General features: G+C 73.4%; 12 protein-coding genes. 3 read left to right on the top strand and 9 right to left on the bottom strand.

Going from position 1 to position 13,870, the window contains the following annotated elements; genetic code table 11:
- Positions 1–70 precede the first annotated feature (70 nt).
- Positions 71–1,156: a WD40/YVTN/BNR-like repeat-containing protein gene (locus ACWD01_RS09215; protein WP_451159711.1), complete on the top strand. Its 1,086-nt coding sequence runs from the start codon at positions 71–73 to the stop codon at positions 1,154–1,156.
- Positions 1,157–1,266: 110 nt separating this feature from the next.
- On the opposite strand, the gene urtE is transcribed toward ACWD01_RS09215, so the two are convergent.
- From urtE to ACWD01_RS09245, 6 genes are all read right to left on the bottom strand, one after another.
- Positions 1,267–1,959 (bottom strand): urea ABC transporter ATP-binding subunit UrtE, encoded by a 693-nt coding sequence (gene urtE / locus ACWD01_RS09220; protein WP_451159874.1) that lies wholly within the window; start codon positions 1,957–1,959, stop codon positions 1,267–1,269.
- Positions 1,960–1,964: 5 nt separating this feature from the next.
- Complete coding sequence (gene urtD, locus ACWD01_RS09225; protein ID WP_451159713.1) at positions 1,965–2,834, bottom strand: urea ABC transporter ATP-binding protein UrtD; 870 nt, start codon at positions 2,832–2,834, stop codon at positions 1,965–1,967.
- Positions 2,831–4,060 carry an urea ABC transporter permease subunit UrtC gene (gene urtC / locus ACWD01_RS09230; RefSeq protein ID WP_451159715.1) on the bottom strand — a complete coding sequence of 410 codons (1,230 nt, stop codon included), beginning with the start codon at positions 4,058–4,060 and terminating at the stop codon, positions 2,831–2,833. The genes urtD and urtC overlap by 4 nt, the downstream gene beginning before the upstream one ends.
- Positions 4,057–4,941, bottom strand: coding sequence for an urea ABC transporter permease subunit UrtB (gene urtB, locus ACWD01_RS09235; RefSeq protein ID WP_451159717.1), 885 nt, complete (start codon positions 4,939–4,941; stop codon positions 4,057–4,059). Before urtB ends, urtC begins: the two co-directional genes overlap by 4 nt.
- A 97-nt stretch (positions 4,942–5,038) precedes the next feature.
- On the bottom strand, positions 5,039–6,292 hold the full coding sequence (gene urtA / locus ACWD01_RS09240; protein WP_451159719.1) for an urea ABC transporter substrate-binding protein: 1,254 nt from the start codon (positions 6,290–6,292) through the stop codon (positions 5,039–5,041).
- A 699-nt stretch (positions 6,293–6,991) separates the two neighbouring features.
- Positions 6,992–7,669, bottom strand: a complete 678-nt coding sequence (locus ACWD01_RS09245; protein ID WP_451159721.1) for a uracil-DNA glycosylase — start codon at positions 7,667–7,669, stop codon at positions 6,992–6,994.
- 262 nt (positions 7,670–7,931) lie between these two features.
- On the opposite strand from ACWD01_RS09245, the gene ACWD01_RS09250 reads away from it, so the two are divergent.
- On the top strand, positions 7,932–8,981 hold the full coding sequence (locus tag ACWD01_RS09250; protein ID WP_451159876.1) for an N-acetylglucosamine kinase: 1,050 nt from the start codon (positions 7,932–7,934) through the stop codon (positions 8,979–8,981).
- Positions 8,982–9,069: 88 nt separating this feature from the next.
- A complete protein-coding gene (locus ACWD01_RS09255) occupies positions 9,070–9,990 on the top strand; it encodes a sirohydrochlorin chelatase (RefSeq protein WP_451159723.1) in 921 nt (306 codons plus the stop codon).
- Between the two features lie 276 nt (positions 9,991–10,266).
- On the opposite strand, the gene fxsA is transcribed toward ACWD01_RS09255, so the two are convergent.
- From fxsA to ACWD01_RS09270, 3 genes are all read right to left on the bottom strand, one after another.
- Positions 10,267–10,833, bottom strand: coding sequence for an FxsA family membrane protein (gene fxsA / locus ACWD01_RS09260; protein WP_451159725.1), 567 nt, complete (start codon positions 10,831–10,833; stop codon positions 10,267–10,269).
- A 48-nt stretch (positions 10,834–10,881) separates the two neighbouring features.
- Positions 10,882–11,697 (bottom strand): polyprenol monophosphomannose synthase, encoded by an 816-nt coding sequence (locus tag ACWD01_RS09265; RefSeq protein ID WP_451159727.1) that lies wholly within the window; start codon positions 11,695–11,697, stop codon positions 10,882–10,884.
- A 523-nt stretch (positions 11,698–12,220) separates the two neighbouring features.
- A complete protein-coding gene (locus ACWD01_RS09270; RefSeq protein ID WP_451159729.1) occupies positions 12,221–13,864 on the bottom strand; it encodes an amidohydrolase in 1,644 nt (547 codons plus the stop codon).
- Positions 13,865–13,870 lie beyond the last annotated feature (6 nt).

Here is a 13,870-nt window from a genome sequence, read left to right on the forward strand (position 1 = left end):
CGGGCACTGTCAGTGGCCAGGTGCAGACTGGCTCATGACCGGGACAATGGCGTCTGGGAGGTACCAGGACATGACCGATGTTCTTCTCACCGTGGGCACACGCAAGGGACTCTTCATCGGCCGCAGGAGCGGCGGTACATGGGAGTTCACCGGCCCGCACTTCAACGCGCAGGCCGTCTATTCGATCGGCATCGACCGGCGCCGCGCCGTGCCGCGGCTCCTCGTCGGCGGTGACAGCCTCCACTGGGGCCCGTCCGTCTTCCACTCCGACGATCTGGGCGAGACCTGGGTCGAGCCGGAGAAGCCGGCGGTCAAGTTCCCCAAGGACACGGGCGCGTCCCTGGAGCGGGTCTGGCAGCTCCATCCGGCCACCGAGGCGGAGCCCGACGTGGTCTACGCGGGCACGGAACCGGCGGCCCTGTTCCGCTCGGAGGACGGCGGCGAGAGCTTCGAGCTGGTCAGGCCGCTGTGGGAGCACCCGACGCGCTCGCAGTGGGTGCCCGGCGGCGGCGGTGAGGCCGTCCACACGGTGGTCACCGATCCCCGCGACCCGCAGTCCGTGACGGTCGCCGTCTCCACCGCCGGGGTGTTCCGCTCCCGCGACGGCGGCGCGAGCTGGGCGCCGTCCAACCAGGGGGTGTCCGCGGTCTTCCTGCCCGATCCGAACCCGGAGTTCGGCCAGTGCGTCCACAAGATCGCGCAGGACGCGGCCGACCCGGACCGCCTCTATCTGCAGAACCACTGGGGCGTGTTCCGCAGCGACGACGCCGGGGCGAAGTGGACCGACATCGGGGCCGGGCTGCCGTCCGACTTCGGCTTCGCCGTGGCCGCCCATCCGCACCGCGCGAACACCGCCTACGTCTTCCCGATCACCGCCGACTCCGACCGTGTCCCCGCCGACCGCCGCTGCCGGGTCTACCGCACCGAGGACGCGGGCGAGAGCTGGCAGGCGCTGTCCGCCGGGCTCCCCGAGGGGGAGCACTTCGGCACGGTCCTCAGGGACGCCCTGTGCACGGACGACGCAGACCCGGCCGGCATCTACTTCGGCAACCGCAACGGCGAGGTGTACGCGAGCGCGGACGACGGCGACAGCTGGCAGCTCCTCGCCAAGCATCTGCCGGACGTGCTGTGCGTGCGGGCCGCCGTCCTGGGGTGACGGCGAACCACCAGGCTGCCGGACCACCGGACCGCTTGACCCCCGGACCACCGAACCGCCCGGCCGCGGCCCGGTGGTGCACCCGGCCGGTCTCTCACGCGCGGCCGGTGTCACACGCTGAGCGCGGCCCGTACGGCCTGTTCGGCGGCCGTCCCTCCCGGGCCGGAGGAGGTCACGCGTCCGGCCTCCAGGACGTAGTAGTGCTGGGCGGCACGCATGGCGAAGCCCACGTGCTGTTCGACGAGGAGGACGGACAGTCCTCCGCGCCGTGCGAGGGCGAGGACGGTCTCCTCGATCTCGGCGACGACGGAGGGCTGGATGCCCTCCGTCGGCTCGTCGAGCAGCAGCAGCGTCGGGCGGGTGACCAGGGCGCGGGCGATGGCGAGCTGCTGGCGCTGCCCGCCGGACAGCAGTCCGGCCCGGCGGCCCGAGAGTTCGCGCAGCGCGGGGAAGAGGTCCAGGGCCTCGGCGACGGCCTCCCGTCCGCCGGGGCGTCCGTCGGCGACGAGCCGGAGGTTCTCGACGGTCGTGAGGTGGGGGAAGGACTGCTGCCCCTGCGGCACATAGGCCATGCCCCGGGCCACCCGCTGGTGGGGGGCGAGGCGGGTGATGTCCTCGCCGTCCAGGAGGACGGTGCCGCTTTTCGGCCTGAGCAGGCCCGTCGCCGCACGCAGGAGGGTGCTCTTGCCCGCCCCGTTGTGGCCGAGCACGGCGGTGACGCCGTCCTTCGGGACGGTGACGCTCACTCCGTGCAGGACGGTGGTGCGGTCGTAGCCGACATGGACGGTGTCGATCTCCAGCATGGGCATCACGCCTCCCCGGGTGCGGAAACGGCAGCGGCGGAGACCGGCTTCCCGGGCTGGGACTCGGACTCGGGCTCTGGCTCTGGCTCTGGCTCTGAGGCTGGATCGACCGCGGACTCGGACTCGGGCTCCGGTTCAGGCTCCGAGGCGCGGCCCAGGTAGACGTCCTGGACCCGGGGATCGGCCCGGACCTCGGCGACGCTGCCCTCGCTCAGCACCTTGCCGGCGTGCAGGACGCTGACGCTGCGCGCGAAGGAGCGCATGAAGTCCATGTCGTGCTCGACGACCACGACGGTGTGGTCCTCGCTCACCCTGCGCAGCAGTTCGCCCGTCGCTTCGCGTTCCGGCTGGCTCATGCCGGCGACGGGCTCGTCGAGCAGCAGCAGCCGTACGTCCTGGACCAGCAGCATGCCGATCTCCAGCCACTGCTTCTGACCGTGGGCGAGGGCTCCGGCCGGACGGTCGCGCAGATCGGCCAGACCGGTGGTCTCCAGCGCCCCCACGACGCGCTCGGGCACGCCCCGGCGACGGCGCAGCATGGTCAGCGCGCCGCGTCCGGCGCCCGCCGCGATGTCGAGGTTCTGCAGCACGGTCAACTCCTCGAAGACCGTGGCCGTCTGGAACGTACGGCCGATCCCGAGCCGCGCGATCCGGTGGACGGGCCTGCCGAGGAGCTCCTGGTCACCGAACCGGACCGAGCCGGCGGCGGGGACCAGGCCCGTGACCGCGTCGATCAGGGTCGTCTTCCCGGCGCCGTTCGGTCCGATCAGGAAGCGCAGATCGCCGGGGCGGATGTCCAGGTCGACGCCGTCGACGGCCTTGAAGCCGTCGAAGGTGACCCGCAGGTCACGGATGGTCAGTCCCTCACCGCTCATGCCGACTCTCCCGCCGTGTCTGGTGTGCCCGTCTCTGCCGTGCGCGTCTGTGCCGTGCGCGTCTGCGCCGGTTGTCGCACCGGCGCCGTCTCCCCCGCCGCCGTCCCCGCTCCCGTACGGCCGCCCCCGCGCCGGTTGCGCACGAGGACCGCCAGCGAGGCCAGACCGCCGGGCACGAAGCCGACTGCCACGACGAACAGCATCCCCTGGAGGTAGGTCCACGCCGCGGGGAAGGCGTCGGAGAGCGTGCTCTGCGCCCAGGCCACGGCGACCGCGCCGACCACGGCGCCCAGCAGCGAGGCCCTGCCGCCGACCGCCGCGCCGATGACGAAGCCGATCGACGGAACGACACCGATCAGGGCCGGGGAGATGATGCCGACGGCCGGCACGAACAGGGCCCCCGCGAGCCCGGCCATGCCGGCGGCGACGACGTACGCCACGAGCTTGACGTTGGCGGGGTTGTAGCCGAGGAACCGCACGCGTTCCTCGGAGTCCCGTACGGCGACGAGGAGTTCGCCGTAGCGGCTGACGAACAACTGCCGGCCGGCTGCCATCAGCAGAAGCAGCACGGCGGCGATGACGAAGTACACCATCCGCTGGTTGAGGGGGTCGTCGAGGTCGTAGCCGAAGAAGCCCTGGATGTCCGTGAGCCCGTTGGTGCCGCCCGTGGTGGCCTGCTGACCGATCAGCCAGATGGCGAGGGCGGCGGCCAGCGCCTGGCTGAGGATCGCGAAGTAGGCGCCCTTGACCCGGCGGCGGAAGACGAGGACGCCGAGCAGTGCGGCGACCGCCATGGGCAGCAGCACGGTGGCCGCGAGTGCGAAGAACGGGTCGGCGAACGGGCTCCACCACCAGGGCAGTGCGTCGGAGGTGCCGTAGAGCTGCATGAAGTCGGGCAGCGTCTGGCCGGTCACGGCGGCGTCCGCGAGTTTGAGGTGCATCGCCATGGCGTAGCCGCCGAGGCCGAAGAAGACGCCCTGGCCGAGCACGAGGAGCCCGCCGCGGCCCCAGGCCAGGCTGACGCCGACGGCCACGATCGCGTAGCACAGGTACTTGGCGAGGAGGGAGAGGCGGAAGTCGGAGAGGGCGAGCGGGGCGACGCCGAGGAGGAGGACCGCGCCGAGGGCGAAGCCGGCCGGGATCCGGAAGCGTTCCAGGAGGGTGGCGCGGAGCGGGGTCTCTTCGGTGGGTGCGGTCGCCGGGGCGTCGGGGGTCGTTGTCGTCATGCCAGGCTCCGGGTGCGCAGTGTGTAGAGGCCCTGGGGCCGCCATTGGAGGAAGGCGACGATCGCCACGAGCACGATGACCTTGGCGACGCTGACGGTCGTCGAGTACTCCAGCACCGACTGCAGCACGCCGAGCACGAAGGCGGTGATCACGCTTCCCCTGAGCCGGCCGATGCCGCCGACGACGACCACGAGGAAGGCGTCGACGATGTAGTTGGCGCCCATCGTCGGGCCGATCGGGCCGACGAGAGTGAGTGCGACGCCGGCGACGCCCGCGAGGCCCGAGCCGACGAAGAAGGTCGTCCGGTCGACCCGGCCGGTCGCGATGCCCGCCACCTCGGCGAGATCGCGGTTCTGCACGACGGCTCGGACCCGCCGCCCGAGCGGGGTGAGCCGCAGGGTGAGCGTGAGGGCCAGCACGCACAGCAGCGCGAGACCGAGGATGAACAGGCGGCTGCTGGCGAACGTGATGCCCGCCACCGAGACGTTGCCCGTGAGCAGGTCCGGGGCGCGGGTCTGCACGTTGGGGGCGCCGAAGAGGTCACGTGCGAGCTGCTGGAGCATCAGTGAGACGCCCCAGGTGACCAGCAGCGTGTCCAGCGGACGCGTGTAGAGGCGGCGGACGAGCAGCCGTTCGAGCAGCGCTCCCATGGCGCCGGCGACCAGGAAGGCCAGCGACAGGGCCACGAGCAGCGAAACCCCGGCACCGCCGACGTAACTCTGCAGAAGGTACGTGGTGTAGGCGCCGGCCATGATGAACTCGCCGTGCGCCATGTTGATCACGCCCATCTGACCGAAGGTCAGGGTCAGGCCGAGGGCGATGAGCAGCAGGACGGCACCGATGCTGATGCCGGTGAAGGACTGGGTGAGGACGACCGTCATGGAGCGGCTCCGGTTCGGGGACGGAGGTGCGGGGGCTCGGCACGGCGGCGGACCCGGCCGTGGGGCACGGCCGGGTCCGCCGCGTCGTGGCCGGGGCTCAGGAGAGGCCGGCGGCCCAGGCGTAGCTCTTGAGGTACGGGTCCGGCTTGATCGGCTTGCCCGAGTTCCACACCTCGGTGATCAGCCCGTCCGCGCCGACCTTGCCGATCCGGGCCGTCTTGTGGACGTGCTGGGTGGCGCCGTCGACCACGGCCCGGCCCTCGGGGGCGTCGAACCCGATGCCGTCCGCGGCCGCCTTGACCGCGGCGACGTCGAAGGAGCCCGCCTTCTCCACCATCGCCTTCCACAGATGCACCGAGAGGTACGCGGCCTCCATCGGGTCGCTGGTCGGCTTGTCCTTGCCGTACGCGGCCCGATACGCCTCGACGAACCGGGTGTTCGCCGCTCCGGGCGTCGTCTGGTAGTAGTTCCACGCGGTCAACTGGCCCTCGAGGTACTGCGTGCCGATGCTCTTGACCTCCTCCTCGGCGATGGACACCGAGAGCACCGGCATGCTCTTCGCGGTCATGCCGGACGACTTGTACTCCTTGAAGAAGGCCACGTTGCTGTCGCCGTTGAGGGTGTTGAACACGGCGTCGGCGCCGGAGCCCTTGACCTTGTTGACGATGGTGCTGAACTCCGTGGAGCCGAGGGGCGCATAGTCCTCGCCCATCACCTGCATCCCGTTGGCCTTCGCGTACGCCTTGATGATCTTGTTGGCGGTACGCGGGAAGACGTAGTCGCTGCCGACCAGGTAGAGCTTGGTCAGGCCCTGCTTCTTGAGGTAGTCCAGCGCGGGAACGATCTGCTGGTTGGTGGTCGCGCCGATGTAGAAGATGTACGGGGACTGCTCCAGGCCCTCGTACTGCACGGGGTAGAAGAGCAGCGACTTGTACCGCTCGAAGACCGGCTTGACTGCCTTGCGGCTGGCCGAGGTCCAGCAGCCGAAGGTGGCGGCGACCTTGTCGTCCGTGATCAGGGCCTCGGCCTTCTCGGCGAAGGTGGGCCAGTCGGAGGCGCCGTCCTGGCTGACGGGCTTGAGCTGCTTGCCCAGCACGCCGCCGTCGGCGTTGATCTCCTTGACCGCCAGCAGCAGTGCGTTGTGGACGGTGACCTCGCTGATGGCCATGGTGCCGGAGAGCGAGTTCAACAGACCCACCCTGACCGTGTCGCCCGACGTGTCGGCCTGAGCGCCGGCGCCGGGGGCCGGATCGCCGCCGGTCTTTGCGCCGCAGGCGCTGAGGGCGGCGGACGCGCCGAGAGCCGATACGCCGGTGAGCAGACCGCGTCTGGTGATGCTGAGCCCGGACATGCACAACCTCCTTGCCCCACGGGGCGATAGGAAGGGGACCGAAGAGCTTCGGGAGCCTGGGGGGAATGAGTGGACACGCTTCAGAAGCGGCGGCGTTGACGCACGGATCCCCAGCCCTTCCGGGGTGGCCTCCGGGCTGGTCGCTGAAGTGCCCACAGCCTGCGAGGCGACTGTTTCAACGGCGTTTCGGTGAAATTGACAACCGGAGCCGATCGGGCCGCGCGGGGCGGGCGGTGTGGGGCGGGGTCGCTGCCCCCGGGCCCGTGCGCCCTGCGGACGGGCGGGCCGGGCTTCGGGCGGGCCCGGTACCGCGCTTCGCGCGGTGGCCTCAATCTCCCCCTACGGCCTGGCGGTCGTGGAACACCCCCAGGCCGGGCTCGAGTTGCCGGGCAACTTCAGCCTCGCCGGCGTTTGAGGCGCGGGTCCGGGCAGAGACCGCCACGCGGCGGAGCCGCACATCCGGTACAGCGGGAAGGGGCGGCGTCGGCCCGGGGACGGAAACGGGTCGGTCGTGAAGTGGGCGCGGCCCGGGCCGAGTTGGCGCGGGGCCCGCCTCTCGGACGGAGGCGCGGCCGAATGCCCCACGCCGGCCCCCGGCAAGTGCGAGTTGCGTACGAGTCCGGAGACCGCCGACCCGCGCAAATCCTGCCCGGCCGGCCCGCGCTCAGGGTCGTACTGAAAGCGGAAGGACGAGCCGGGCTACGGCAGGGACCAGTCCACCGGCTGCATGCCCTGCCGGACCAGGAAGTCGTTGGTGCGGCTGAAGGGCCGGGAACCGAAGAAGCCGCGGTCCGCCGACATCGGCGACGGATGGGCGGACTCGATCGCGGGCAGATCGCCGAGCAGCGGACGGAGATTGCGCGCGTCGCGTCCCCACAGCACGGACACCATCGGCTTGCCCCGCGCCACCAGAGCACGGATGGCCTGCTCGGTCACTTCCTCCCAGCCCTTGCCGCGGTGAGCGCCGGGCTTGCTGGGGGCCGTGGTCAGCGCCCTGTTGAGCAGCAGGACCCCCTGCCGGGTCCACGGCGTCAGGTCCCCGTTGGAGGGGCGTGGCAGACCGAGGTCCGTCGTCAGTTCACGGAAGATGTTCTCCAGGCTGCCCGGCAGCCGCCGCACCTCGGGCGCCACCGCGAAACTGTGGCCGATGGCCATCCCCGGTGTGGGGTAGGGATCCTGACCCACTATCAGGACGCGTACGTCGTCGAAGGGCTGCTGAAAGGCGCGCAGAACGTGCGGCCCCGCCGGCAGGTACGTACGGCCTGCCGCGACCTCCGCGCGCAGGAAGTCCCCCATCGCCGCGACCCGTCCGGCCACTGGACGCAACGCTTCGGCCCACCCGGGCTCCACAAGTTCACTCAACGGTCGTGCTGCCACAGCCCGTCACCCTACCGGCCCACCCGGACCCGGTTGAACTCGGTGGCAGGACTTTGTCGATCATGCGGGCCCTCTTGGCGCGGGCGTGGCACTAGGCTGCCCGCGTCACTCCGTCTCCCCCTTGGAGAAGGTCCATGAGGTCGCGCAGACATCCGTCCGGAGAGCAGCGGTCCTACGCGTCGTATCGCGCGGGCGCGGACATCACGGGCGCGGACCTGCCGACGCCGCCGCGGGGCGCGCGGCCCGTCGACCGGTGGCTGCCATGAGATGGGTCCTCGGCGTCGACTCGGGCGGCTCCGGACTACGGGCGGCGCTCGCCGACGCCGGCGACCTCGCAGGCCTGGGGGCGGTGCGTGCCGGCTCGGGAGCGCCGCCGCCGTACGCCGGGACCGCCTCCTCCCGCGAGCCGGTGCGCACCGGCAGCGCGGGGATCGACGCGGGGCACCTGCTGGAGCAGCTGGTGCCCATGGCCCGGGACCTGCTGGAGCGGGCCGGGGCGGGCCCGCTCGCCGCCGTGGTGATCGGCGCGGCCGGGATGGGGACACTGGGCGGCCGGCTGCGTGCCGAGTTGCCTGCCGCGCTGGAGAGCGCGCTCGGAGTACGGCGGCTGGGGCTGGCCGCCGACGCCGTCACGGCGTACGCCGGCGCGCTGGGCAGCCGACCGGGCGCGGTCGTCGCCGCCGGCACCGGGATGATCGCCCTGGGCACCGACCTGACCGTCTGGCGGCGCGCCGACGGATGGGGGCATCTGCTGGGCGACTGCGGTGGCGGCGCCTGGATCGGGAGAGCGGGACTCGAGGCCGCGCTGCGGGCGCACGACGGCCGGCGAGGCGGGTCCGCCGCGCTGCTGGCCCGTATGGAATCGGTCTTCGGCACCGCTCCGGAGCTGCCGGGCATCCTGTACCCCCGCTCCGACCGGCCCGCGGTGCTCGCCTCCTTCGCGCCCGAGGTCGCCCGGTGCGCGGACGGCGACCCGGTGGCCGCCGCGATCCTCGAGCGGGCGGCGGGCCACATCGCGGAGGCGGCGGCGGCCGTGTGCCCCGCGCCGGGCGAGACGCCGGACGGCTGCGAGGTCGCCCTGACCGGTGGACTGCTGAAGCTCGGCGAGCCGCTCCTCGGACCACTGCGGAAGGAGCTGGCCGTACAGCTGCCGCACGCACGTCAGGTTCCCGCGGCCGGCGACCCGCTCCTCGGGGCGCTGCGGCTCGCCGCCGAGCTGGCTGCCGGTGAGCCGCGTCTGCCCGTCCACCCGACCCTGCTGCACGTGCCCGGCGGGACACGGCCCGGCGACTGTCAAGATCCAAACCGATAAAGATCCAGCTGGATAAATGGGGACAGACGGCACTCCACCGCCCCCTCCCCGAACGGCCGCGCGGGCAAAACCAGTAGCATGCGGCGCCATGAGCTCCTCCACTGGGCCTGCACCCGGCCTGCCTGTACGAATGCCGCGACCCCGCCAGTCCGGGCGGCACCGCCGCCCGGAACCCGTGGCGGCTCCCGAGGGCGCACCCGCCCTCGTACTCGCCGTGCCCGGCTCCTCCGCGCCCACCACGCGCAGCCTGGCCGAAGAGGTCATAAGCATCGCCCGGTCCGAGCTGCCCGGCCTCGACGTGGCCATCGGCTACCTCGACGGCGACGACGTGGAGTACCTCACGCTGGAGACCGTGCTGGCGCACACCGCCGCCCGGCGCACCGAGCGGTACGAGATCGCCAAGGCCGCCGGCCGCGAGGTCGCCGAGCCCGAGGGCCCCGCGGCGGTCGTGGTGCCGCTGCTGGCCGGCCCCGACAACGCCCTGATGCGCCGCATCCGGCAGGCCGTGATGGACAGCCGCGCCGCCGCCGAGCTGACCGACGTCCTCGGCCCCCACCCGCTGCTCGCGGAGGCCGTGCACGTCCGCCTCTCCGAGGCGGGCCTGGCACGCGCCGACCGCGCCCGGCTGTTCACCGTGGCCACGGCCGCCGACGGCATCATCCTGGCCACCGTCGGTGGTCAGGAGGCCGTGCAGGCCGCCGGCATCACCGGCATGCTGCTCGCCGCGCGTCTGGCCGTGCCGGTGATGGCCGCCGCGCTCGACGAGGAGGGCTCGGTCGCCGCGATCGCCGAGCAGCTGCGGGGCTCGGGCTCGGTGCAGCTCGCGCTCGCCCCGTACCTGGTGGGCCCCGAGCTGCCTGAGGGCCTGCTCGACGCCGCCGCGAAGGACGCCGGCTGCGCCGCCGCGGAGGCGCTCGGCGCGTACCCGGCGATCGGCAAGCTGGTGCTGTCGCAGTACACGACGACGCTTGGCATCGCGCCGCAGGGACAGGCGGCCGACCAGCGCTGACGCGGCCGGCGCGGCCGACGCGAGGAGCTGTGCACGCGAGGGGCCCGTGGCGGGGGGGGGTCCCCCCCGCCCCGGCCCCCCGCGGGGCCCCGGGCGCCCCGCGGGGGCCCCCGCCGCGGGGCCCCCCCCCGGCCCCCCCCCCCCCCCCCGCCGCCCCCCCCCCCCCGGGGCCCCCCCCCCCCCGCGGCTCTGTCGTGCGGTGGGCGCGGGAGCGCGCTGCGGGTGGGGGCCGCTGCGCGGGGCTTGTCCCCTGCCCGCCGCAGGCGCCGCCCGCCCTCAGGGGGTCAGCGGCGGACGGGGAGTGTCGTCGTCGCCCCGGTCGGCGCCCCGGTCACGGATGACCTCGCCCGGGACCACCTTGCCGTCCGGGCGGTGCATCCGTGCCTGCTGGAACGGGTTGCCCGCGCCGTCCGGCAGCACCGTGTTCATCCGCCGCTCCAGCGACCGCTCGGCGAACGCGCCGAGCCTGGTCCGGACCGGCGGGAGCAGGAGGAGCAGGCCGGCCACGTCGGAGACGATGCCCGGCAGCATCAGCAGCAGCCCGCCGAGCATGAGCAGCCCGTTCCCGTCTCCGGAGGGCGCGGGCGCGGGCCGCTGCCCCGGCTGCTGCTGCAGCGTCCGCGTGAGGTTCGCGAAGGCCCGCCGCCCCGCCCGCTTGATCACCACCGCTCCGAGCACCGCCGCGCCGACCAGCAGGCCGAGGACGGCGAAGCCGCTCGCCGCGTCCGCGACGACGGTCAGCAGCCAGATCTCGAGGACCAGCCAGGCGGCGACGGCGAGCGGGGCGAAGGTGCGGGCGCGGGAGCGCCTGCGGGCGGTCGGGGGCGGTGCGCCGGTCGTCATGTTCCCAGTGTGCCTGGGCGCCCGCCGGAGCGGCGTAAGAGGGGGTCCTCAGGAAGATCGCGGGGGCCGGGTCGCCGGGGTCCGGCGGCCGAGGAGGCGTCCCGCCCGCTCCCCCACGCCCCACGCGGTGACCCGCCAGAGCGCCTCGACGACGATGTCCCTGTTCATCTTCGAGTCGCCGTGCTCGCGCTCGACGAAGGTGATCGGGACCTCGACGACGTGGTACCCGGCGGCCACCGCGCGCCGGGCGAGGTCGACCTGGAAGCAGTACCCCTGGGAGGCGACGTCGCTGAGGCCGAGGCCCTCCAGGGTCTCGGCGCGGAAGGCGCGGAAGCCTCCGGTGATGTCCCGCAGGGGCACGCCGAGGAGCAGCCGGGAGTACGTGCTGCCGCCGCGGGAGAGGAACTCGCGGTGCTTCGGCCAGTTGACGACGCGCCCTCCGGGCACCCAGCGGGAGCCGAGCACCAGGTCGGCGCCCTTCAGCGCGGTCAGCAGCCTGGGCAGCTCCTCGGGCTGGTGGGAGCCGTCGGCGTCCATCTCGACCAGGACGCCGTAGCCGTGCTCGATCCCCCAGCGGAAACCGGCGAGGTAGGCCGCGCCGAGCCCTTCCTTGCCCTTGCGGTGCAGGACGTGCACCTGCTCGTCCTGGGCGGCGAGTTCGTCGGCGAACTTTCCGGTGCCGTCGGGGCTGTTGTCGTCGGCGACGAGTACGTCGGCGTCCGGCACGGCGGTGCGTACACGGGACACGATCGCGCTGATGTTCTCGGCCTCGTTGTAGGTCGGGATGATCACCAGCGTGCTGCCGAGCGGACCGTACCGCCTCCCCCGGGCTCCGCCATGGGGAACCGCACCACCGTCGTTCACTGCTGCCCCTTAAAGTCCGTACGCAGAGCCCAACCATAGCGAGCCCGCAGAGCGCGCTCGCAGCGACACGGATCTTCACGAAACGCGGCGGGGCCCGGCGGGGCGGCCGGGCCGGGACGCAGCGGATCGGGCCCGGCGTCCTTCGGGCCGACCTGGGGCCCGCTGGCTGCGGGTCGACCGAGAGCCGTTGTCTACTGAACGCCGGGCCCCACCCGGGTCGCACCTGCCGACCGGCTGAAAACCTTCCCTCTGCCCCCGAGGCGCGGGCGCTGAACCTGGCTCCCAGTGACGGTGTGCCGGTGCGGCACACCACCCCATGACCCAGCGGCGTTCGACGACTTGCGTGGAGGTTGCCGGTCGGACGTTCTTCGGTGGACTGGCCCGAACCTACCGGCCGGTGGGCGCTCGCTGTCAACAGTCGCCTGATCAGCGACAATTTACGGAAGTGCCAGGTCAGGTACGAAGATCCGCAGGTCGTGGCGGAACGGTGGGAGTATCCGCCGGGGTGCGAAATGTCCCTACGTCACCCGTTCGGTCCCTCGAAGACCGTTCGCCCCGAGACCACCGTTCGCAGGCAGACGGGCAGCTCCGCGCCGGGGCCGAGATCGGGCAGGCCGGGGGTGCCGGAGCGCGGGTCGGTGGACCAGCGGGCGACCCGGTCGTCGGGAGCCTGGACCAGCAGTTCGCCGGTGCGCCAGACCGCGTAGTCGGCGGGCGCCCCGGGGACGAGCACGCCGGCGTCGTCGCGGCCGACGGCGCGCCAGCCGCCGCGCGTGTGGGCGGTGAAGGCGGCCCGGACGGAGACGCGGTGCTCGGGGGTCCGGTGGAAGGCGGCCGCACGCACGGTGCCCCACGGGTCGAGCGGGGTCACCGGGCTGTCGGAGCCGAAGGCGAGCGGCACCCCGGCGCGCAGCAGCGCGGCGTACGGGTTGAGGGTGCGGGCCCGTTCGACGCCGAGCCGCTGGGCGTACATGCCGTCCTCGCCGCCCCAGGCGGCGTCGAAGGCCGGCTGCACGGAGGCGGTGAGGCCGAACTCGGCGAAGGCCGCGACGGTTTCCGGGGTGAGCATCTCGGCGTGCTCCACCCGGTGCCTCGCCGCACGGACCCGGGCGGCTCCGAGCCGGTCGGCGGCGGCCCGCAGGCCGTCGACGACGGCGCTCAGGGCGGCGTCGCCGATGGCGTGGAACCCGGCCTGCAGTCCGGCCTCCGTACAGGCGGTCAGATGGGCCGCGACGGCCGCCGCGTCGAGGTGGGCGCTGCCCGTGGTGGTGGGGTTGTCGGCGTACGGGGCGTGCAGGCAGGCGGTGTGCGAGCCGAGGGAGCCGTCGACGAAGAGGTCGCCGGCCGCGCCGACGGCGCCGAGTTCGCGGAGGCGCTCGGCGCCCTTGTCGTCGGTGACCTGCTCGGCCCAGTAGCCGACCACCCGGGGGCCGGGTTCCGTGCGGGCCAGCGCGAGGAGGGAGGTGAAGTCGTCCTCGTCGGAGATCTCGGGGCCGGCGCACTCGTGGACGCTGCCGATGCCGAGGGACGCGGCACGGGCGAGCGCCGCCCGCTGCGCCGCGCCGCGCTGGGCGGGGGTGATCGCCGCGTGGGCGGCGGCGCGGACGGCGTGGTGGGCCGCGGCGGTCAGCGGGGCGTCGGGGTGGTAGCCCGCGAGGGCGGTGACGCCGGGGACCAGGTCGAGCAGGGCGGTGGTGACGACGGCGGAGTGGACGTCGACGCGCGGCAGGTACAGGGGCCGTCCGCCGGCCGCCTCGTCGAGCTCCGCACGGCTCGGGGGCCGCTGCTCGGGCCAGCGCGTCGCGTCCCAGCCGTGCCCGAGGAGGACCTGCCCGCCGGGGTTCGCCGCGCTGTGCTCCCGTACGAGGCGCAGGGCGTCGGCGAGGGACCGGGCGCCGGAGAGGTCGAGGCCGGTGAGGGCGAGACCGGTGGCGGTGGTGTGGACGTGCGCGTCGGTGAACGCCGGTGTGACCAGGGTTCCTCCGAGGTCGACGACCTCGTCGACGCCGGTGGCGAAGGCGTCGGCGGCGCCTTCGGAACCCACCCAGGCGATGTGTCCCTTCTCGACGACCATCGCGGTGGCGAAGGGGTCGGCGGGGCTGTGGACTTCTCCACCGCGCAGCAGCACGGTGCGGTGTTCGCTCTGGGGGGCGGTGCTCTCGGTCATGGACCA

It is taken from the genome of Streptomyces sp. NPDC002835 (genome assembly GCF_053591995.1).